This window comes from Atlantibacter subterraneus (assembly GCF_007570865.1).
Classification (GTDB): Bacteria; Pseudomonadota; Gammaproteobacteria; order Enterobacterales; family Enterobacteriaceae; genus Atlantibacter; species Atlantibacter subterraneus.
On record NZ_VLPS01000005.1, the window covers coordinates 1 to 20,770 of the forward strand.

The 20,770-nt window shown below is 56.9% G+C and carries 13 protein-coding genes; 1 reads left to right on the plus strand and 12 read right to left on the minus strand.

Going from position 1 to position 20,770, the window contains the following annotated elements:
• Positions 1–135: 135 nt before the first annotated feature.
• A complete protein-coding gene (amiC, locus tag FND52_RS09915; RefSeq protein WP_144130677.1) occupies positions 136–1,398 on the minus strand; it encodes an N-acetylmuramoyl-L-alanine amidase AmiC in 1,263 nt (420 codons plus the stop codon).
• 232 nt (positions 1,399–1,630) lie between these two features.
• Here amiC and argA point away from each other — a divergent pair, with 232 nt between their 5' ends.
• On the plus strand, positions 1,631–2,962 hold the full coding sequence (gene argA / locus FND52_RS09920; protein WP_125295281.1) for an amino-acid N-acetyltransferase: 1,332 nt from the start codon (positions 1,631–1,633) through the stop codon (positions 2,960–2,962).
• Position 2,963: 1 nt separating this feature from the next.
• Here argA and recD read toward each other — a convergent pair whose 3' ends face one another.
• The 11 genes from recD to ptsP all read right to left on the minus strand — a co-directional run bounded on the left by recD (position 2,964) and on the right by ptsP (position 20,760).
• On the minus strand, positions 2,964–4,793 hold the full coding sequence (gene recD, locus FND52_RS09925) for an exodeoxyribonuclease V subunit alpha (RefSeq protein ID WP_144130678.1): 1,830 nt from the start codon (positions 4,791–4,793) through the stop codon (positions 2,964–2,966).
• Complete coding sequence (recB, locus tag FND52_RS09930; protein WP_144130679.1) at positions 4,790–8,332, minus strand: exodeoxyribonuclease V subunit beta; 3,543 nt, start codon at positions 8,330–8,332, stop codon at positions 4,790–4,792. The genes recD and recB overlap by 4 nt, the downstream gene beginning before the upstream one ends.
• Positions 8,329–11,217: a pitrilysin gene (ptrA, locus tag FND52_RS09935; protein WP_144130680.1), complete on the minus strand. Its 2,889-nt coding sequence runs from the start codon at positions 11,215–11,217 to the stop codon at positions 8,329–8,331. The genes recB and ptrA overlap by 4 nt, the downstream gene beginning before the upstream one ends.
• Before the next feature lie 149 nt (positions 11,218–11,366).
• Complete coding sequence (recC, locus tag FND52_RS09940) at positions 11,367–14,741, minus strand: exodeoxyribonuclease V subunit gamma (protein WP_144130681.1); 3,375 nt, start codon at positions 14,739–14,741, stop codon at positions 11,367–11,369.
• Between the two features lie 21 nt (positions 14,742–14,762).
• Positions 14,763–15,083, minus strand: a complete 321-nt coding sequence (locus tag FND52_RS09945) for a prepilin-type N-terminal cleavage/methylation domain-containing protein (RefSeq protein WP_125295286.1) — start codon at positions 15,081–15,083, stop codon at positions 14,763–14,765.
• A complete protein-coding gene (locus tag FND52_RS09950; RefSeq protein ID WP_144130682.1) occupies positions 15,068–15,484 on the minus strand; it encodes a DUF2509 family protein in 417 nt (138 codons plus the stop codon). The genes FND52_RS09945 and FND52_RS09950 overlap by 16 nt, the downstream gene beginning before the upstream one ends.
• Positions 15,481–16,041: a prepilin peptidase-dependent protein gene (locus FND52_RS09955; protein ID WP_144130683.1), complete on the minus strand. Its 561-nt coding sequence runs from the start codon at positions 16,039–16,041 to the stop codon at positions 15,481–15,483. Before FND52_RS09955 ends, FND52_RS09950 begins: the two co-directional genes overlap by 4 nt.
• Complete coding sequence (locus tag FND52_RS09960; protein ID WP_144130684.1) at positions 16,035–16,505, minus strand: prepilin peptidase-dependent protein; 471 nt, start codon at positions 16,503–16,505, stop codon at positions 16,035–16,037. Before FND52_RS09960 ends, FND52_RS09955 begins: the two co-directional genes overlap by 7 nt.
• 181 nt (positions 16,506–16,686) lie before the next feature.
• Positions 16,687–17,481, minus strand: coding sequence for a thymidylate synthase (gene thyA, locus FND52_RS09965; RefSeq protein ID WP_144130685.1), 795 nt, complete (start codon positions 17,479–17,481; stop codon positions 16,687–16,689).
• 6 nt (positions 17,482–17,487) lie between these two features.
• Entirely contained in the window at positions 17,488–18,363 is an 876-nt protein-coding gene (gene lgt / locus FND52_RS09970; RefSeq protein ID WP_125295349.1) for a prolipoprotein diacylglyceryl transferase, read from the minus strand.
• A 150-nt stretch (positions 18,364–18,513) separates the two neighbouring features.
• Positions 18,514–20,760 (minus strand): phosphoenolpyruvate--protein phosphotransferase, encoded by a 2,247-nt coding sequence (gene ptsP / locus FND52_RS09975; RefSeq protein ID WP_125295291.1) that lies wholly within the window; start codon positions 20,758–20,760, stop codon positions 18,514–18,516.
• Between the last annotated feature and the right edge of the window lie 10 nt (positions 20,761–20,770).

A 20,770-nucleotide genomic window follows, 5' to 3' on the forward strand; every position in this document is an offset into this window, starting at 1 on the left:
TCGGGCTCATAACCCGAAGGTCGTCGGTTCAAATCCGGCCCCCGCAACCAACATCTAACACCCGTTCGGGTGTTTTTTTGTTTCTGACGTCTGAAAAAGTCAATTACCGCAGCGCAAGCGCCGCGGCATCAGGGTTTAACCGCGTCGCGCCAGCGTCGCCTCGCTGGTAAAGTAGGCTTTAATTCCCGCCAGAATCGACTCCGCCACTTCCTGCTGAAAGGCTGCGGTCTTCAGTTTACGCTCTTCTTCAATGTTGCTGATGAACGCCGTTTCCACCAAAATTGACGGAATATCCGGCGCTTTTAACACCGCAAACCCGGCCTGATCGACACGATTTTTGTGTAGCCGATTCACTTTGCCCATTCTGCTCAGCACTTCTTTGCCAAACTTCAGGCTGTCGGAAATCGTCAGCGACTGCACCATATCGAACATGGTGTGATCAAGATAGCGGTCGCCGCTTTTACTCACCCCACCCACCAGGTCAGCGGCGTTCTGGGTTTGTGCCAGATAACGCGCGGCGGTACTGGTCGCGCCTTTAGTCGATAGCGCAAACACCGAGGAGCCGCGCGCCGCACGGCTGGTAAACGCATCGGCGTGAATGGAAATAAACAGGTCGGCACGCTGCTTTTGCGCCTTAGCGACGCGCACTTTCAGCGGGATAAACACGTCTTCGTTGCGCGTCATATAAGCCTTCATATTCGGCTCTCTCTCGATGAGCGTGCGCAGACGACGGGCGATTTGCAGCACCACGTCTTTTTCCCGGGTTTTATATTTACCGATAGCGCCGGGATCTTCCCCACCATGGCCGGGATCGAGCATGATAACAATCGGCCTGTCGCGCCCGGCTTTACCGGGTTGTGGCCCGGTGTTGCTGGTTCCGGCTGGGGGGACTTTCTTGTCCAGCTCGCCATTGTTGTAATCTTCCAGCAATGCCAGCAGCGGATCCTGCTCGCTGTTGGAATTGACCGGATACAGGTCCATCACCAGTCGCTCTTTAAATTCTGCCACCGGTGCCAGCGCAAACAGATGCGGCGTGACGTTCTGTTTTAATTCGAACACCATGCGTACGGTTTTAGGATCGAACTGACCGACGCGCGCTGACTGGATAAACGGATCGTCAGTACGGATCTGGTTGCCGACCCCCTTGAGTACCGAGTTCAGGTTAACGCCTTCGAGATCCACCACCACGCGCGACGGATTACTCAGTGCAAACTGACGGTATTTAATTTGCCGGTTAGATTCCACCGTGACGCGGGTATAAGAAGACGCTGGCCACACGCGAACGGCGATCACCTGGCTGCTCGCGGCAAAGCCCGGCTGGCTTACGCTTAATAACCACATCGCGCCAGCCCCTTTGATTAACTGGCGGCGACTGAATAATTTACTGGAATCCGACATGCCTCTCCCGAGCACTAAAAAACTGTCACTGGCATAACAACTTAAAATCTGGACCAAAAACTTTAGCGAATGGCGTCCGGCCTGTCATCTATAAAAGGGTAAACATTGTGAGCACAAGGCCTGTTTAAGAATAACGTTGGCATGGTCTGGGCAAAAAAGCCGCTTGCGCCAGCGCCAATAAAAGAATAAAAATACACTATTTACGAATAAACATGCATTGAGAGGGTTTGCCGTGGTGAAGGAACGTAGAACCGAGTTGGTCGAGGGTTTTCGTCATTCTGTCCCTTATATTAATACCCACCGGGGTAAAACGTTTGTCATCATGCTGGGCGGCGAAGCCATTGAGCATGAGAATTTCTCCAGTATTGTTAATGATATAGGTCTGCTCCACAGTCTGGGCATCCGCCTGGTGGTGGTGTACGGCGCGCGCCCGCAAATCGATGCCAATCTGGCTGCGCATCACTGTGAACCGGTTTACCACAAGCATACCCGCGTTACCGACGCCAAAACGCTGGAGCTGGTTAAGCAAGCGGCCGGGCTGTTACAGCTTGATATCACCGCGCGCCTCTCTATGAGCCTCAGCAATACGCCGCTTCAGGGCGCGCATATTAATGTGGTCAGCGGTAATTTTATTATCTCCCAGCCGCTGGGTGTGGATGACGGCGTGGATTACTGCCACAGCGGGCGTATTCGCCGTATTGATGATGAGGCGATTAACCGTCAGTTAGACAACGGCGCGATTGTGCTGATGGGTCCGGTTGCCGTCTCCGTGACCGGTGAAAGTTTTAACCTCACCTCTGAAGAAATCGCCATGCAGCTCGCCAGCAAATTAAAAGCGGAAAAAATGATCGGCTTTTGCTCATCCCAGGGCGTGACCGACAGCGAGGGAAATATCATTTCCGAACTGTTCCCCAACGATGCCCAGGCGCGGATCGATGAGCTGGAAGCCGCAGGCGATTACCATTCCGGCACGGTGCGTTTCCTGCGCGGCGCGGTGAAAGCCTGCCGCAGCGGCGTGCGCCGCAGCCATTTGATTAGCTATCAGGAAGACGGCGCGCTGTTGCAAGAGCTGTTCTCCCGTGATGGCATCGGTACGCAAATCGTTATGGAAAGCGCCGAACAAATTCGTCGCGCTACCATCAACGACATCGGTGGCATCCTTGAACTGATCCGCCCGCTGGAGCAGCAGGGCATTCTGGTGCGCCGTTCGCGCGAACAACTGGAAATGGAGATCGACAAATTCACCATTATCCAGCGTGATAACCTGACTATCGCCTGCGCGGCGCTCTACCCGTTCCCGGAAGAGAAAATCGGCGAAATGGCCTGCGTGGCGGTGCATCCTGATTACCGAAGTTCGTCACGCGGTGAAGTTCTGCTGGAGCGCATCGCCAGCCAGGCGAAACAGATCGGCCTGAGCAAACTGTTCGTGTTGACCACGCGCAGCATCCACTGGTTTCAGGAGCGCGGCTTTACGCCGGTGGATATTGATTCGCTCCCGGAAAGCAAAAAAGAGATGTACAACTATCAGCGCCGTTCAAAAGTGCTGATGGCGGACCTGACATAAACTATTGCGAGAAATGCGTCAGCAGCCCGCTGCGCCGTTCGGTACGGGCGGCAACGGCCTGGCGCAGCACCCGTTCATCGCCATACAGCGATAGCTTTTCACGGGCGCGGGTAATGGCGGTATACACCAGCTCGCGCGTCAGTACCGGCGCATATTGATTAGGCAATATCAGCGCCGCGTGTTTGAACTCCGATCCCTGAGATTTATGCACCGTCATGGCCCAGGCGGTGTCGTGATCCGGCATGCGGCTGGGCGACACCGATTTAATCGTGCCGTCCGGCAGCGGAAACCAGACCCGCAGCCCCTGCCCGCGATTGAGCGCCACGCCAATATCGCCGTTAAACAGCCCAAGCGCACTGTCATTGCGGGATATCATCACCGGCCTGCCTTCATACCATTTTGAATGCGCCGACCGCGTGATTTTACGCTTGCGGATTAACGCCTGCTCCAGCTGCTCGTTGAGCCCGCTGACGCCATACGGCCCTTCACGCAGCGCGCACAGCAGCTGGAACTCGCTAAATTCGCGCAGAATATCCGCCGGTTCGGCCTGCGCATTCACCTGTTTCAAAAAGCGGTCGTAACCAGCAATCGCATCTTCAATCATAACGACATAATCTTCGCCACCGTTGAGCGGCTTCTGGCAGATGTCGGTAAAACCGTTGGCGAAAGCCTGATTCACGCCGTGATGATCGCTACAGTTCACCGCCTGCGCCAGCTGCCCGATGCCGGAGGAACTGTCGAAGCGGTAGCTGGTGCGCAGCAGGCACAGCGCGTCGCGCAGTTCGCTGGCGGCGGTAGAACTGGAATGCGGTACCGAACAGCCGGTCAACTGACTCAGCTCGGCAGCGCGTTCCGGCGTATAGGCGTCATGGGCGTAGTGGCAGATATCGCCCAGCACCGCGCCCGCTTCCACCGACGCCAGCTGATCGCGATCGCCCAGGAAAATCACCCGCGCGTGGGGCGGCAGCGCGGCGATTAAACGCGCCATCATCGGCAGGTCGATCATCGAGGCTTCATCCACTACCAGCACATCCAGATGCAGTGGATTGGATTCATGATGGCGCGCCCGCTGGCGGCCCGGCGTGACGCCAAGCAGACGGTGCAGAGTGCTGGCATCGTCGGGAAACGCCGCTTTTTGCGCGTCGCTGAGCGGTAAACTCGCCAGCGCGGAGCCTAAAGATTCCGTCAGACGCGCCGCGGCTTTCCCGGTGGGGGCCGCCAGTTTAATGCGCGGCGGCACATCATTGAGTTGAACCAGCGCGGCCAGCAGCTTCGCCACGGTGGTGGTTTTCCCGGTTCCCGGCCCGCCGGAAATCACCGATATACGGCGGGTCAACGCTACCGCCGCGGCGACCTTCTGCCAGTCAATGGCTTCCCGGGACGCAAATAATCCGTTTAATATTTCCGAAACCCGCGAGCCGTCCACCGTCATCACCCGGTTATGCTCGCGGAAAAACGCCGCAACGGCTTTTTCATGCCGCCACATGCGATGCAAATAAAGACATTCCCCTACCAGCTTAAGCGGCGTCGGCTCTTCGCCTTCGCTAACCGCATGGCTGCCAAGCAGCAGGCCGCGCCAGTCGCCCGGATTGCCCGCCGCCTCGAACAGCGTCTGCCAGAGCGGATCGCGCCGCAGACCTGCCGCGTCGTCGGGATTTAACCGGCTCAGCGGCATGCAAACGTGCCCTTCGCCCGCGTCGCGACTGACTAAAGCCGCAGCCAGCATCACCGCTGGCTGCTCGGCGGAAGCCACCATAAACGCGAACTGAACGTCCAGCGGACGCAGCAATTTCAGCTGTTGGGCCTGGTGGAGTAATTTATCCATTTTCATTGCGTCGCCAGCTCCTGACCTGCAAACAGCGCATCCATTTCATCAACTAACCTGGCATCTGGCCGGGTGGTAAAAATCCCGTTTGACGGCTGGCACGGGTCCACACCGCGCAGGAACAGGTAAATCACGCCGCCGAAATGCTGCTCGTAGTTATAACCGGGCAGCCGGTGGCGCAGGTAGCGGTGGAGCGCCAGGGTATACAGCTGATACTGCAAATCGTAGCGGTGGGACTGCATCGCCTGCGCCATCGCCTCGCGGGTATAGGCTTCGCTGCCCTCACCCAGCCAGTTCGATTTGTAGTCCAGCAGGTAATAACGCCCCTGCCAGCGGAACACCAAATCAATAAAGCCTTTTAGCATCCCGCGTACCTGGCGGAAATCCAGCGGCGGGCACGGCGCGGAGAGCGGATCGTAACGTCGGATTATCGCGTCGAGCCGCCGGGGATCGAGATCGGTGTCGATGGGTAAATAAAACTCCAGCTCAACCTGCTTATCCTTCGCGCCAAGTTGATTAAGGCTGGCACCGCTGTCGGTAAGCGGCGCGGCTAAAATCGCCTCGAACCAGCCGGAAAACACACCGGCCCAGTCGCCGTCGAATCCGCCCAGTTGCAGCTGTTCCGCAAGCCAGCCGGGATCGAGCTGTGCGGTAAAATCCAGGTTTTCAAACAGGCCGTGTAAAAAGGTGCCCGGCGACGCGCCGCGCGGAAAAGTGTGCGGCGTCATATCAGGGCTGACGGTTTCAACGCGATTGCCTGCGGCATCGATATCGAGGCGCGGCAACAGCAGCTGCGCAGCGCTGCCGCCGTGCTGCTGGAGCGCAGAGTAGCTGGTAACTCGCCAGCTGTCTTTCACTTCACGCTGAGGCTCACGGGCGTCCAGCTGCAAGGCGGGCGGCTGCGGGGGCTGCCAGGGTTGGGTATCAGGGTCAGCGGCAATTTCCAGCTTGATATCCTCGCCGCATAACGCTTCCAGACAGCGACGTAGCCCGGCGGCGTCCTGCGGTTCACCGCCCTGAATCAACCGGCCCAGCGCGCTTTGGTGCAGGCTGGTATCGCCTTTTTTCCCGCCCCGGCCTTTAAACAGCGGCGCAATGCCGATGCTGCAATGCCAGACGGAGCGGGTCAGCGCCACGTACAGCAAGCGTAAATCCTCCGCCAGACGCTCGGCTTCAGCCAGCTCCAGGCTCTCCTCACCGTTATCCAAATCCAGCACTGGCGCGAACGTGGCGCGATCGTGATAAAACGCCTGTTTCTGCTCGCGGTAATCGGCGATAAACGGCAGCCAGACCAGCGGGTACTCCAGCCCTTTCGACTTATGCACCGTCACGATCTGCACTAAATGCTTGTCGCTTTCCAGCCGGAGCTGCTGGCTTGAGGCATTGGCGTCCGGCTCGGCGATATGCTGGGACAGCCAGCGCAGCAGCGCCGGTTCGCTGTCGAGTTGCGCAGAGGCTTCCTGCAACAGCTCCGTCAAATGCAGCAGATCGGTTAAGCGCCGTTCGCCGCCGGGCGTCGCCAGCAGGTTTTCGGCAATCCGCCGTTCCACCATCAGTGCGCGGACCGTGGGCATCACGCCGCGCGCCAGCCAGATTTGCCGATAGCCGTCAAACTCTTCCACCAGCGTATCCCAGGCGTCCTCATCCTGATTGATGGCGTCGATGGCAGCGGCGTTCAGGCCGAGCATGCTGGTGGCGATAGCGCTGCGCAACGCGCTTTCCAGTTCAGGATTCAGGATCGCCTGCAATACCCACAGCAGGTCGAGCGCTTCCTGAGTCGAAAATACGCTGTCGCGGTTGGAGAGATATACCGACGGAATGTTCAGCGCTTCCAGCGCCTGGCGGATCACGGCGGCTTCAATGCGGTTACGCACCAGCACAGTGATATCGGACGCCTGAACCGGCCGTTGCTTATCGTTATCGCACAGCAGCGCCTTGCCCTGCGCGCCCGCATCCAGCCAGTCGCGAATTTGCCCGGCACAGAGGGTCGCCATGGTTTGTTGGTACTCGCTAACGCCAGCGCCTTCGCCATCCATTAGCCACAGGCGCATGGCCGATTGCGGCTGTCCGTTGAGTTCAAAGCGCAAGCCGTGATTCTTTTCGGCGGCGTTAACCTTCAGGAAAGGAATTTCTTTGAACATAAACGGCTGCGGGAGCTGGCTAAACAGCTGATTCACGCTTGCCACCATACCTGGCGCAGAACGCCAGTTTGTATCAAGCGTATAGTGAGCGCTAACTTCTCCACGGGCGCGCATATAGGTGAAGATATCCGCGCCACGGAAGGCGTAAATCGCCTGCTTGGGGTCACCAATCAACAGCAGCGCCGTGTCCGGCTGCTTATGCCAGATGCGGCGGAAAATCCGGTATTGCTGCGGGTCGGTATCCTGGAATTCATCAATCATCGCCGCCGGATAGCGGGCGCGTATCGCCTCGGCCAGCGCCTCGCCGCCCGGCTGGTGCAGCGCCTCATCAAGGCGGCTTAACATGTCGTCAAAGCCCAGCTCGCCACGACGGCGTTTTTGCATCGCCACGGTATAGCGAATCTCTTTGATGGCGCGGGCGAGCACCAGATCGCGCAGCGACAACGGCTCTGCCAGCAGCGCATCGATCTCGACAAATAGCGCATGGCGCGGCGGCTCGCCTTTTTTGGTTTTCTCATCCAGAGTCGACTGGGCGAATTTTTCCAGCGCGTCCGGCAATGCATAGGTTTGGGTCTCTTCACCGGCCCATGCGTTGACTTTATCCAGCCAGTTAGGCAGGTTGCGGCTGCTGTAGCTGCGCTTATCCACACCAGAACCGGCAATCAGCGGGCCAATATCATCTGCCGCCGCGCGCCACAGGGTTTTAACCCGCTCAAGCCGCTCGACGATTTTTTTATGGCGGCTTTCAATGGTCTCGTCTTCTGAGGGCGGCGCTTTCAACTGCGGCGCTTCACCCTGCAGATAGCTGTTGATCTCCTGCAGCAAGGCGTGCGGCCCCTGCCATAACTCGCTCACCGGGCGCGCCACTGATTTGTCTAACGGATAGCAGTGGCGACGCCAGAAATCCGCGCACGCCTGATAGCGCAGCAGGGACTCATCCTCAATCAGCTTTTGCTCAAACGGCATCCCGGATTCAAACGCGTTGAGATTGAGCATCCGCTGGCAGAAGCCGTGAATGGTAAAGATCGAGGCCTCATCCATCTGGCGCTCCGCCAGTAGCAGCGCCTGAGCCGCATCGTTCAGATCGGGAATTTCCGCTAACAGTCGCTGAAACAGCGGATTGTCAGTATGCCCGCGCAGACAGGCGATACGCAGCTCATGGATGTTGGTGCGGATACGGCCACGGAGCTCTTCCGTGGCCGCTTCGGTAAAGGTCACTACCAGCAGGGATTCCGGCATCAGGATGCGCGGATGGGCGGCGTCACCGCCCAGCCCCAGCAACAGCCGCAAATAGAGCGCGGCAATAGTATAGGTTTTCCCTGTACCGGCAGACGCTTCGATCAGCCGTTCACCAACCAGCGGTAAACGTAGTGGATCAAGGGGCTGCACGGTCTCATCGGTCATGGTTTCTCGCTTAACAGGGGCAAAGATTGTTGCAACGCACTCACGCTGTCCCAAATCTTGCCACCCTCAGGCGTCGCATACTCCGGCTTGCTGCTCTGGCTGCCGGAAACCTGCGACAGAATCGTCATGCCCTGAGGAGCGACCACGGCCTGGTGAAAAAAATCGGCCAGTTTTTGGGGCGTCAGCAGTTTAATTTCGGCGATTACTTTATCACGTGAATCAAACTTCATATTGCCCCGATCGAAATCTTTGCTGACGATTGACGCTTCCTGCGCCAGGGTTTGCGGCGCTTCCAGCATCTGATTAATCACGCCCTGCTGAATTTGCGTAAAGGTGGCGTTGTCCATTTCCCGCAACCGTTTTTCTGCGGTGGGGAAAAACGCCTGATAGCGCGCCCACAACGCCGCAGGTTGTTTATCACTGCTTTGCAGCAGGAAGCCCATCCCCCACTGGCGACCTACGCCCATCGGGAAGGCGAACACCGCGTAGCCTAACTGCTCTTCGGTGCGTAACTGGTTGTAGAACCACGGCTGGACGATTTGCCCCAGCATGGCGCTATAAGCCGAACTCACCGTCTCGCTGTAGCCGGTGGGGACAAATACTGCCGCCAGCGCGGAGTCGGTACTGCTACCGACTTTGTTAAAGATCGCCTGCTGCTTTTTATCCACCACAACGTCTTTATTACGGCACCATTCATTGCCGTGCGTCGCCAACTGCGTTTTCACCTGGCGCGCCAGGTCGGTAGCCTGTTGCGCAGTCATGTTACCCACCATCAAAAACTCAGGGCGGGCGTTGGCTTTCAACTGCTCACGGTAGCTCAGCACATCGGCAAGGGTAATCGACGGCAGCAGCGCCCGGCGCTCTTCGCGCTGGAAGTACGGCACCTGAGAAATCATCTGCACGGGCATAATCGCCTGATCGTAGGCTTTGCCCTTCTCGGCGGAATCCATCATCTGGGCGTACCAGGATTTCGCCTGCGCCAGCTGCTGCTCGTCCGGCGTAAAGCTGAAATAACCCTCAAGCAATGTTAAAAACAGTTTCGGCAAACGTTGGGTATAACCATCCGCGTTGACCATCAGGCCGTTGTTGGCGTTAGTAGAAAAACTGATCCCGCCTACTGAAGCCTGGTTGCTGAGCTGGTCAAGCGCCAGACCGGCAAGATAATCATTCAGTGCAAACAGCACCTGATTTTTGGCGCTATCCATGGCCTGAGGATTGCGCAGAATCACCGAAATATTTGCCTTCGGTTCGCTGGCGAAATAGCGGCTCGGCATATACACCACGCGCAAATCCTGTTCATCGATCAGCAGTTCCGGATGCTTATAGGCTTTATCCGCCTTGATCAGTGTAAAGTCGTCAGGAATGTAGGGGTTCAGCTCCGGCAGCTGTAGCTTGATGGACTGCGCTTTTTGCTGCCAGTTCGCCAGCGTCGTTGCAGGGATTTTTTCAACCTGATATGGCGCTTCCACAAAGTAGGCTTTTTTGTTGTGCGGCTCATTGGGGCTGATATACCAGATACGGGCGTTTTCCGGCGTCATCATAGTTAAGCGCGCATTAATCTCCTGCGGATCGAAGCGATCGGCGATATTGACCGCATCCAGCGTATGGGCGACAGGCACGCGGATCATGGTGTCCGCCAGCCATTCCACATAGCCCATATCGCGGGAAATAGACGGGTAACGGAAATCGAGATCCAACACATGCGCCAGTTCATCGAAGTAACGTTTATCGATGCCCTGGTCTTTTAATAAATTGATATAGCTAAATACCGCTGCGACAACCTCGTCGCGGTTTGCCAGCCCTCTATCCGTCAGGGTCACGGAGATAGCGAAAACGCCGCTGTTGCCGTTGACGATAGGATCGGAGTCGGCGCGCACGCCTTCCGCCAGCCCCTGCTTTTGCAGCCAGTCAGAGAGGGTGTCGGCGCTGCGGTTGCCGATCAGATAGCCAATCAGCTCATCCGTTTTACTGCGAAATTTATCGGTATTGTTATTGATGCGAAATTCAATGCGCACCACTTTGCGCGGCATCACTGGCACATAGTGGATAAATAGCCCTTTTTGCGCATCGGTCACTACCGGCACGTCGATAGTCGGCTTTTCGATATTTTTATTTGGTACCCGCCCGTAGGTTTGCGCCGCGATGCGCGCCAGTTCGGGCAGCGGTTTGTTGCTGTAAACCACCGCTTTCATCAGGTTGGCGGAATACCAGGTATCGCGAAACGCTACCAGCGCGTCGTGCAACGGATTACCCGGTTTATCGCTTAAGGTTTCCAGATTACCGCCGGAAAACTGCGATCCGGGGTGCTCAGGGTTGATAGTTTCTGCGCTGACCTGAGCCATGCGCATGCCGTCTCGCGAACGCGCCATGGTCAGTTCGGCATTCACCGCGTTTCGCTCGCGCTCCGCATAGGCTTTTGCCAGCGTCGGTTCGGCGATGGCGTCTGCCAGCCGATCCACGGCTCCTTCCAGCGCGTTGTTCTCGACTTCCAGATAAAACGCGGTGCGATAAGGCGCGGTACTGGCGTTATGGCTGCCGCCGTGCATCTTTAAAAATTCAGACAGGCTATCGGGCTGAGGGTATTTTTTCGATCCCATCAGCGTCATGTGCTCCAGGTAATGCGCCAGCCCCTGATGATCTTTCGGATCTTCCAGCGAGCCAACCGGCACCACCAGCGCAGAGAGCGATTTGACCGCCTGCGGGTCGTTTACCAGCAGGACCACCATGCCATTATCCAGGCGAATGGCCTGATACTGACGGGGATCTTTTTCACTTTTACGGATGGTTTCCTGAATCGGCTGCCAGCCAGTATCTGCCTGGCTGGCGGGTGCCCAGAGGGCAACGGAAAAGAAAAGCGCGGCTAACCAGGTGCGGCAATTAGGCATTCACGAACCTCATAATCACGAAACCTCTTGTGCTATTCATCATCAATTCAATGTCTTGTTATAACGGTGTTACCCGCAATCGTCGCACCCCTGTCCGGATGAGATGCGCATAGTAAATGAACGCCATCGACTGTGCAATTTTTATACAGTCATTCTGTTTGATTGAACCGAAATAAGGGCAATAAGTAACGCTGCGCCTGCTCGATAATAGCGTCGTAATAATCAGGCTCGAGCGTGCGCCACAGGCGTTGATACCACATGTCCGCCCCTTCACCTTCAATATTGTAATTACCGGTCCATGCCTGAATCAGCTTATTGCGCGCTTTTTGCTGGGTTTCGTCATCCCACAAAATGGCGTCAGTTTCTTTGTCATAGCAGGCTTTTAACCACTCGCCGCCGGACTGCGGCAAGACGATCAAGGGCTCGGTTAAGCCCGCCTTATAGCCTTCGATTAACATCAGCAAATACCCTTTCGCCTGCTCCGCATCCATAGGCGGAAAATGCCAGCGCGTGGATTTTCGCCCATACAACCGGCTACTGCCGTCACGACCACAGGCACAGTAGACAAGATGCTCCAGCCAAAGTTGCATGCCATGCTCAACCCGCAAAACCGAAGGCCGCCAGCGCAGCAGACCGTCCGCCTGAACCTGTGGTAGCCAGCCGGTAACGCGATGCCCGTCAATATGCAGGTCGATTTCCATGTTTTCGCTTTCGCAGCGCAGGGCGATGATCTCATCGGCCATAGTCTGCATTTCCGCCAGTTGCTCCTCCCAGAACAGTTCGCCGAACGGCCCGTAAGGCAGCGAACCGGCAGCCTTATAGCGGCGGAAAAGCGGTTCCGGATCCTGCTGTTCCACCAGCGTCGTGAGCAGATCCTGATTCAGATAAAATTTATCCAGACTGTCGAGGGTAAACGGCTCGCTGTCCATTAACTCCACTTCTTCGGCGTGGAAATTAACCCGCAGCCTCATCTGGAAGAAGGCCCGCACCGGGTGCCGCCAGAAACGCGCCAGTTGTTCCAGGGTGATTTCCGTGGTTTCAAACGGCGTTAGCGGGTGGATAAACGAGGGCTGCGCCTGCCCTTCTCCGCAGGCGGCGGGCAGCCATTCGCGGGCATAGCTCTGCCGCTCATCTCCCACGCGGAAATTTTCCGGCTCGAAGGGTGTACGCGGGTGCAGGCGCGTAATGTGTTGCTTAACGCGGCGGGCGCTGTCATCGCAGTTGAGCGACGCATCACCCGGCAGGTAATGGCTTTGCGCCACGTAATCCACCAGTTCCTCTACAAGTACCGAAGGATACCGCTCCGCATTGTCCTGCACCGAACGGCCAATGTAGCTGATGTAGAGCTGATGCTGTGCGGAAATCAGCGCTTCAAGGAACAGATACCGATCGTCGTCGCGACGGCTTCGATCGCCCTTGAGCGGTTTATCGCTCATCAGATCGAACCCCAGCGGCGACAGCGTGCGCGGGTAAACTCCGTCGTTCATACCCAACAGGCAGACCACTTTGAACGGGATGGAACGCATCGGCATCAGCGTACAGAAATTCACCGGCCCGGCTAAGAAACGCTGGCTGATACGCTCCTGATCGAGACGCGACGAAATCTCATCACGCAGCAGGCTCAGCGGCACCTCTTCACCGTAGTGGGAGGCGACTCCCTGCTCGATCATGGCTTGCCACTGCTGTTCGATCAGCGTTAACGCCGCTTCGGTTTCGCTATCCGGGTCAAAAAGGCTTTGCAGCAGGTCGCGGCACACCGGCAGCCATTCCACCAGCGGTCTGTCCTGGCTGAGGCCCGCGCGCCAGATGTTCAGCTGCATCAGCAGGTCCGCCAGGTTGCCTGCCAGTTCGGCAATCAAACCGCTCGACTCGTCATACGGCAGGATCGACTGCCACTCCCCAACGCGGCTCTCCATGGCATAACCCAACAGCATACGGGTCAGGCCGAAATGCCAGGTATGTTGGCCGGTTGCTGGCAGGTCGAACTCGCGGACGTTGTCGTCATCCATCCCCCAGCGTATCCCGGCTTCGGTGACCCACTGGCGTAGATAGCGCAACCCCTGTTCGTCGATGGCGAAACGCGCCGCCAGTGCCGGGACTTCCAGCAGCGCCAGGACGTCTTCCGCCGTAAAACGGCTATCCGGCAAGGAAAGCAGGGAAATAAAGGCCTGGAGTGCCGGATGCGCCTGGCGCGCCCGGCGGTCGGAAATCGCGTATGGGATCCGGCGGTTATCGCGCGCCGCGCCAAATACCGCCTGAATAAACGGGCTGTAGCTGTCGATATCCGCCACCATGACGATGATATCCCGCGGCGTGAGTTCGGGGTCCTCTTCCAACATTTTCAGCAAACGATCGTGCAGGATTTCTACTTCGCGCTGGGGGCTGTGGCAGACGTGGATCGTCAGGCTTTGATCGTCAGGATCTAATAGTCTTTTGCTTTCACTGTTCTCATAGGTCTCAAGCGTGACGCCTACCACCGCATGGTTTTCCAGCTCCAGTAAATCGTTCTGGATACGATGCAGCAGGTTATCCGGTGTTATATCCACAAAGGCATCCAGTTCCTGGAAACGTTCCAACCCGGAAAGCAAGTACAGATAATCGCGGCCCAGTTTTCCCCATGAGGCCAGCAGCGGATTGGCGGTCGCCTGCTCACCGTTATCGTTGAAAAGAGAAGATGCCAGCGCGCTGTCCTGAAACAGCGGCGTGTTTTCATCGCTGCGCGTTTTCTGACGCTGACGACTCAGCAGCCTCGCCAGGTAACTGGCGTCTTTAATGTCACCCCAGTAGTAGCGGCAGGGATTGGTAAACAGCAGATGGATATCAATATGCTTGCCCAGCGCCTGTAAGGCTTCAAGGTAGATCGGCGGCAGAGCGGAAATGCCGCAGATAAACACCCGTTCCGGTAAACCCGCAGGGCGCTCCGTTGCCGTCTCAAGGGTGGAAATAAAGCGCTGATAAAGATTGGCACGATGCCACTGCGGCTGATTCAACTGGTGGGTTAATTCCACCAGCGCTTTCCAGAGCGGCGCCTGCCATTGCTGTGATTCGCCAATCCCCTCTACACGCTCATCCACTTCCCAACGGGCAAGCCATGTTGGGCGGTAAACCAGATACTGGTCGTACAAATCCGCAATGCGCGCTGCGAGCTGAAAGCCCTTTCGTTTGTCCGTATCATCTTCAAGATAATGACGAAGCATGGCAAATTCGGGGCGTTCGAGCATTTGCGGCAGTAGCGTCATCAGTTTCCAGCTCATGCTCTGCTTGCTGAACGCGCTCTCCTGAGGAATGTCTTTCAATACACGTACGAACATATCCCAGATAAAGCTGGCGGGCAGCGGGAATTCAATGTTCGCCGCGATACCAAATTTTTGCGCCAGGGACATTTGCAGCCACTGTGCCATCCCGGTGCTTTGCACCAGCACCACTTCCGGATCGAAAGGATCGGGCTGAGGCTGTTGCTCAATGAGATACTCCATGAGCTCCTCAAGCACATCCAGACGATTCGAGTGGTAAACCCGCAACATGTAAACACCTCATCAGATAACTTACCGGCATTGCAAACGGGATAATTCACCTCGTCTGCCCGCTGGGCTGGTAACAATAACCGAAATGCTGACACATCCAGCCGTGGATGTCTGCCCCCGTGTAACCGTCCAGCCCGACGGCGGCGGCAGGGCTTCAGGCTCAACCTGCTGAGCGGCGATTCGCCACAGTTCCCGATACTGCCATAACGACTGGAAACTTAACGATAAACCCCGGTGATACCCCATCAATGCTGAGATCACGACACCATAAAGCACCAGCGCCACCAGGACCTCCGTCAGGCTAAACCCGGTGTCTTTGCGCGTTGTCAGGGAAGCTGGCATAGGGTTGCCTCGCTTAATGGACAACTGTCGATCCAGCCATGGGCAGGGAAAGCCAGGGTTGCCCCCTGTTTGCCCCAGCGCCACAGAGTGATTGGCTGACGATCGCTTATCCCCTGTGCCGCCAGCAGCACATCGCCTTTTTGCCCGGCCTTAAGGCATGCCCGCCAGCCTGTTGACTGCATAGTCTGGCATTGCCATTCACCGGTGGGCAGCCAGTTTAGCGTCGTTCCCCATGCCTGAGCTGATAGCGCCGCGTTAAATGCGCTGATGGCGTCGCGCTCATTCATCAGCAGCGGCGTCTGGGCGCGTAAATGCTGGTCGAGCCCGTGCAGTAATACGCCGCCTAATACCAGCAGCACCATCACCATGGCGATAGATGAAAATCCGCTTTGCCGGTTCACTGGTTATACCCAACGACCTGCTGGACGACGCTCAGGCTACGCGTTGGGTCCTGCGCCATAGCCGCTGACAGAGAGATCGTGATTAACGGTTTTAGCCCCGCCCGGGCAATTTGCGCCACGGTAAAATCGTCAACCCTGAACTGCCCGGGATCGGTCAACCGCTCCCAACCTTTGCCGGCGCACTGCGTCGCACCACGTTGGATCTCGATGCTTTTATCCCGCAGCCGGTAGCCGGTTTGTTCAGGCTCTGAGGCTGTGGCACCGTCCCATTTGCCATTATGATTGGCATCCCACTGCACAATCAGGCAGTGGCCGTCGTCGCGTATTTCCATTCCTTTGCCGGCACATTCGCCGTGACAGTATCCCGCCCGCTGCGCCTGCTTAGCGATACCGAAAGCCAGTTGCCATAAATCTTCGCGCATCAGGTTTAACTGGGATTGCTGTAGTACCGCGCGCTGAAGCGACGGCAGCAGCCGCATCGTTCCGATCATCAGAATACTGCTCAGCGACATCGCCACTAACACTTCAATCAGCGAAAAACCGCGCGGGGCTAACATGCCGCCCCCCTGGAGATATTGCAGGCGCGAATGCGGCCCCAGGCTGAAACAATGATGTTCCATTCGCCGCTGTCGTTACGCAGCCGGATATGCCCCGGCCAGGCGGTGTTGCGCAGGCCGAAAAACCCTAAACCCGGCGTTATCTCTGTAAGCTGAACGCCTGGCGATGAGATTGCGATATGCCAGGGCGAGCGCTGTTCGCAAGTTGCCTGCTCCTCCGTCTTACTGCCGATGCACCATCCCTCGCCCCTCTGGTGAGTCCATAACAGATGGTCGCGGTTATGCCAGTTAGCGTCTTCCCGCAAAAAGGTAACAAAATCCCTTACCTGAAGCGCGGCTTCGCGCAGCTGTTGCTGCTGCTTCCAGTCGCGCCAGCTGTAAATGCCCGCGCCAGCCAACGCGGTGACAATAACCATCACCACCATCATTTCCATTAGCGTAAATCCATCAGTGCGTATTTTCATGGCGGCACGGTGCCATAAAAAATGCGCGTCGATGAGCGCTAAAAAGCACAATTACGAGATATGCCGAAGGGTTTTAAGCTGAGTTGCAGTCTGTTGCAAAGGTTCGGGAAGCTGTCGCGCAGGGATGAATTTTAGGTGAAAAAAAACCGACGCATGGCGCGTCGGTTATGGCAGAGTGCGGTTAAATCGCGACGGGCGCTTTAATGCCAGGATGCGGGTCGTAACCTTCGATTTCGAAATCCTCGAAGCGGTAATCAAACAGCGATTCCGGCTTACGTTTGATAATCAGCTTCGGCAACGCACGCGGTTCACGCGTAAGTTGCAGATGCGTTTGCTCGAGGTGGTTGCTATACAGGTGCGTGTCGCCGCCGGTCCAGACGAAATCGCCGACTTCCAAATCGCACTGCTGCGCGACCATATGCACCAGCAAAGCATAGCTGGCGATATTAAATGGCAAACCAAGGAACACATCGCATGAACGCTGATAAAGCTGGCAGGAAAGTTTACCCTCCGCCACGTAGAACTGGAAAAAGGCGTGACAAGGTGCCAGCGCCATTTTATCCAGTTCCCCGACGTTCCAGGCGGAGACAATAATGCGCCGCGAGTCCGGATCGTTTTTCAGCTGGTTCATTACGTTGGCGATCTGGTCGATATGACGGCCATCCGGCGTTGGCCATGCCCGCCACTGCTTGCCGTATACCGGACCCAGATTGCCGTTCTCATCGGCCCACTCATCCCAAATGGAGACGTTATTTTCGTGCAGGTACGCGACGTTGGTATCGCCTTTTAAGAACCACAGCAGTTCATGAATGATGGAGCGCAGATGGCATCGCTTAGTGGTCACCAGAGGGAAACCTTCCTGAAGGTTAAAACGCATCTGGTGGCCGAAAATAGACAGCGTGCCCGTTCCGGTGCGATCGTTTTTTTGAGCGCCCTCGTCGAGGACCTTTTTCATCAATTCAAGATATTGTTTCATGGTTCGTTACGATACCTGTTGCTGCGGGCGGCGACGATAAGCCCAAACCATCATCGCGATGCCTGCGACGATCATCGGGATGGAAAGGATCTGGCCCATACTGATGTACTGCACCCAGGCGCCGGTAAACTGCGCATCTGGCTGGCGGAAAAATTCAACAATGATACGAAACGCGCCGTAGCCAATCAGGAACAAGCCAGAGACAGCCCCCATCGGACGCGGTTTGCGAATAAACACGTTGAGGATAATAAACAGTACGATACCTTCCAGCACCATCTCATACAGCTGAGAAGGGTGACGCGGCAGCACGCCGTAGGTATTGAAAATCGACTGCCATTCCGGATGGGTGGCAAGCAGCGCGATATCTTCACCGCGTGAGCCAGGGAACAGCATCGCGAACGGGAAGCCTGGATCGACGCGGCCCCACAGTTCACCGTTGATAAAGTTGCCTAAACGCCCTGCTCCCAGGCCAAACGGGATCAGCGGCGCAATAAAATCGGCAACCTGGAAGAAGGTGCGTTTGGTACGGCGCGCAAACCAAATCATCACGCAGATCACGCCGATCAGCCCGCCGTGGAAGGACATCCCACCGTCCCAGACTTTGAACAGATACAGCGGGTTATCGAGGAACAGCGGCATATTATAGAACAGCACATAGCCGATACGGCCGCCGAGGAATACCCCAAGAAAACCGGCGTATAACAGGTTTTCGACTTCGTTTTTAGTCCAGCCGCTGCCGGGACGGTTGGCGCGGCGGATCGCCAGCCACATGGCAAACACAAATCCTACCAGGTACATCATGCCGTACCAGTGGAGGGAAAGCGGCCCTATGGAAAAGATTACCGGATCGATATCGGGAAAATGCAGATACCCACTGTTCATAGTCATCATAACTCGTTGTTAATGCCGCTAAATTCAGGATGCGGGCTCAATGATGCACCCGGTAAGGGGCGCTCCCAAAGCAGCGAAGCATAGCATAAACGCCGGGCGGCTTGCCGTTGGGTTGATGTAAAAGATATGTAAGAAGCGGTATTACAAACCGCCGCGTATCAGGCCGCCCATGCCCCGACGCTCCATAAATGCCGCGACCTGGTGGCGCACTTCCGTCGCTAACTGCGCGTCAAGGCTACGTCTGGCAAGGGTTTGCGCCTCTTCCTGAGTAATATGGCGCAGCAAATATTTCACCCGCGCTACCGACCGACCGTTCATGGAAAGATGGCGGAAGCCTAAACCCACCAACAACGCCACGCACATGGGGTCGCCCGCCATTTCGCCGCACAGGCAGAGATCAATGCAATAACGCTGCGCTTCGCTGGCAATCATGCTCAGCGCCCGCAGCATAGCGGGATGCAGGCTGTCATACAGGTTCGCGACACGGGTATTGTTGCGATCCACCGCCAGCAGGTACTGCGTCAGGTCGTTGGTGCCAACAGAGATAAAATCGATGCGGTTAGTCAAATGCGGCAACATAAAGACCATGGACGGCACTTCCACCATCACGCCGAGGCGCGGACGGGGAATGGTGTAACCCAGCATCTCTTCCACTTCGCGACCGGCACGCTCAATCAGGCGGCGCGCTTCATCCACCTCGTCAATGCTGGTGACCATCGGCAGCAAAATATTAAGGTTACCGGTGGCGGCATTGGCGCGCAGCATCGCCCTGACTTGCACCAGAAATATTTCCGGTTGGTCGAGAGTAATCCGGATGCCGCGCCAGCCCAGGCAAGGGTTTTCCTCGCTGATCGGCATATAGGGCAGTTGCTTGTCTGCGCCGATATCCAGGGTACGCAGCGTGACCGGCTTATCGTTGAACATTTGCAACATGCCCTGATACTGCGCGACCTGCTCCTCTTCTGAGGGGAAGCCGCTTTGCAGCATAAAGGGGATTTCGGTGCGATAAAGCCCGATGCCGTCGATACGGCTACCGAGTTTTTCTTCGTGCTCCGGGCTTAACCCGGCGTTGAGCATAATCTGGACGCGTTCACCGCTTTTCAGCGCAGCGGGTTGGTCGACGTCGTCTTCCGCCAGGCGGCTGAGTTCGTTCTCTTCGCTGACCAACCGCTGGTATTCCTGCAACAACACCGGTTCAGGATCGACCAACAGTTCGCCGCGATAGCCATCCACCACCAGCATACGGGCATGCAGCACGGCAGGCTGAATATCTGCGCCCATCACGGTAGGAATACCCAGTGCGCGCACCATAATGGCGGCATGAGAGTTGGCCGCGCCGTCGCGCACTACCACGCCCGCTACACGATCCTGGGGAAGTTCCGCCAGCGTGGTAGCGGAGAGTTCATCCGCGACCAGAATAAAGCGTTCTGGCCAGGTATTCGGCCCCTGAATGGTATCGTCGAGGTGAAACAGCAGGCGCTGCCCCAACGCACGCAAATCGCCGGCGCGCTCTTTCAGGTAGTTATCGCTTAACGCGGCGAACTGCTCGGCAAATTTCTCAATAACTTTTTTGACTGCCCACTCTGCCACCGAACCTTTAGTGACTTCTTCGAACAGTTCCCGGCGCAGCCGTGGGTCGGATAGCAAGTGCGAGTAAAGATCGAAAATCGCCGCCGTCTCTTTTTGCGCGCTGGCGGCGTAGCGCTTGCTGTAGCGCCGGAACTCGCCGGAGGCTTCTTCGAGGGCGAAGGTGAGACGCTCACGCTCCAGGCCCGGGTCCAGCGTGGAGGCTTCAGACACCTGCTCGATTAACGGAACGGTCGAGTCCATCCAGCCCGGCGCTACGGCTACGCCCGGCGCGGCGGCGAGCGCGCGGATGCGGGTCTGGCGGTACTGGCCAAACAGCGCGTTGAGCTGGGTCTGGGAAAGAATCGCCGCCATTTGGGTGGCGAGCGTCACCAGGAAGGATTCTTCGCTTTCGTCGTACTGGCGCAGCTCACGCTGCTGAACCACCAGTACGCCAAGCAACTGGCGGCGCTGAATAATCGGCACGCCGAGAAAAGCGCGGAAGCGCTCTTCTTTCACGGCGGGAACATATTTAAAGCTGGGATGCTTTTGCGCGTCAGCCAGGTTGATCGGCTCAGCAAGCCGCCCGACAAGGCCAACGATGCCTTCGTCAAAAGCCAGCGTGACCGTGCGGCCGCGCGGCTTTTTCAGCCCCCGTGTTGCCATCAGGTAGTAGCAGCGACGATCGTTATCCGCCAGGTAGACGGAACACACTTCGGTGTCCATCGCCAGGCAAACGTCATTCACCAGGATATTCAGCGCTTCATTCAATCGCGGTGCGCTGGCTACCTTTTCAACTATTTCTCGCAACTGGGTCAGCATAGGCGTGTGG

Bases quoted from the DNA above. Each gene is read 5' to 3' on its own strand.
- FND52_RS09955 (WP_144130683.1), bottom strand. From the start codon at position 16,041: ATGTTAGCCCCGCGCGGTTTTTCGCTGATTGAAGTGTTAGTGGCGATG.
- recD (WP_144130678.1), bottom strand. From the start codon at position 4,793: ATGAAAATGGATAAATTACTCCACCAGGCCCAACAGCTGAAATTGCTG.
- recC (WP_144130681.1), bottom strand. From the start codon at position 14,741: ATGTTGCGGGTTTACCACTCGAATCGTCTGGATGTGCTTGAGGAGCTC.
- FND52_RS09945 (WP_125295286.1), bottom strand. From the start codon at position 15,083: ATGCCAGCTTCCCTGACAACGCGCAAAGACACCGGGTTTAGCCTGACG.
- lgt (WP_125295349.1), bottom strand. From the start codon at position 18,363: ATGAACAGTGGGTATCTGCATTTTCCCGATATCGATCCGGTAATCTTT.
- amiC (WP_144130677.1), bottom strand. From the start codon at position 1,398: ATGTCGGATTCCAGTAAATTATTCAGTCGCCGCCAGTTAATCAAAGGG.
- FND52_RS09960 (WP_144130684.1), bottom strand. From the start codon at position 16,505: ATGAAAATACGCACTGATGGATTTACGCTAATGGAAATGATGGTGGTG.
- recB (WP_144130679.1), bottom strand. From the start codon at position 8,332: ATGACCGATGAGACCGTGCAGCCCCTTGATCCACTACGTTTACCGCTG.
- ptsP (WP_125295291.1), bottom strand. From the start codon at position 20,760: ATGCTGACCCAGTTGCGAGAAATAGTTGAAAAGGTAGCCAGCGCACCG.
- thyA (WP_144130685.1), bottom strand. From the start codon at position 17,481: ATGAAACAATATCTTGAATTGATGAAAAAGGTCCTCGACGAGGGCGCT.
- ptrA (WP_144130680.1), bottom strand. From the start codon at position 11,217: ATGCCTAATTGCCGCACCTGGTTAGCCGCGCTTTTCTTTTCCGTTGCC.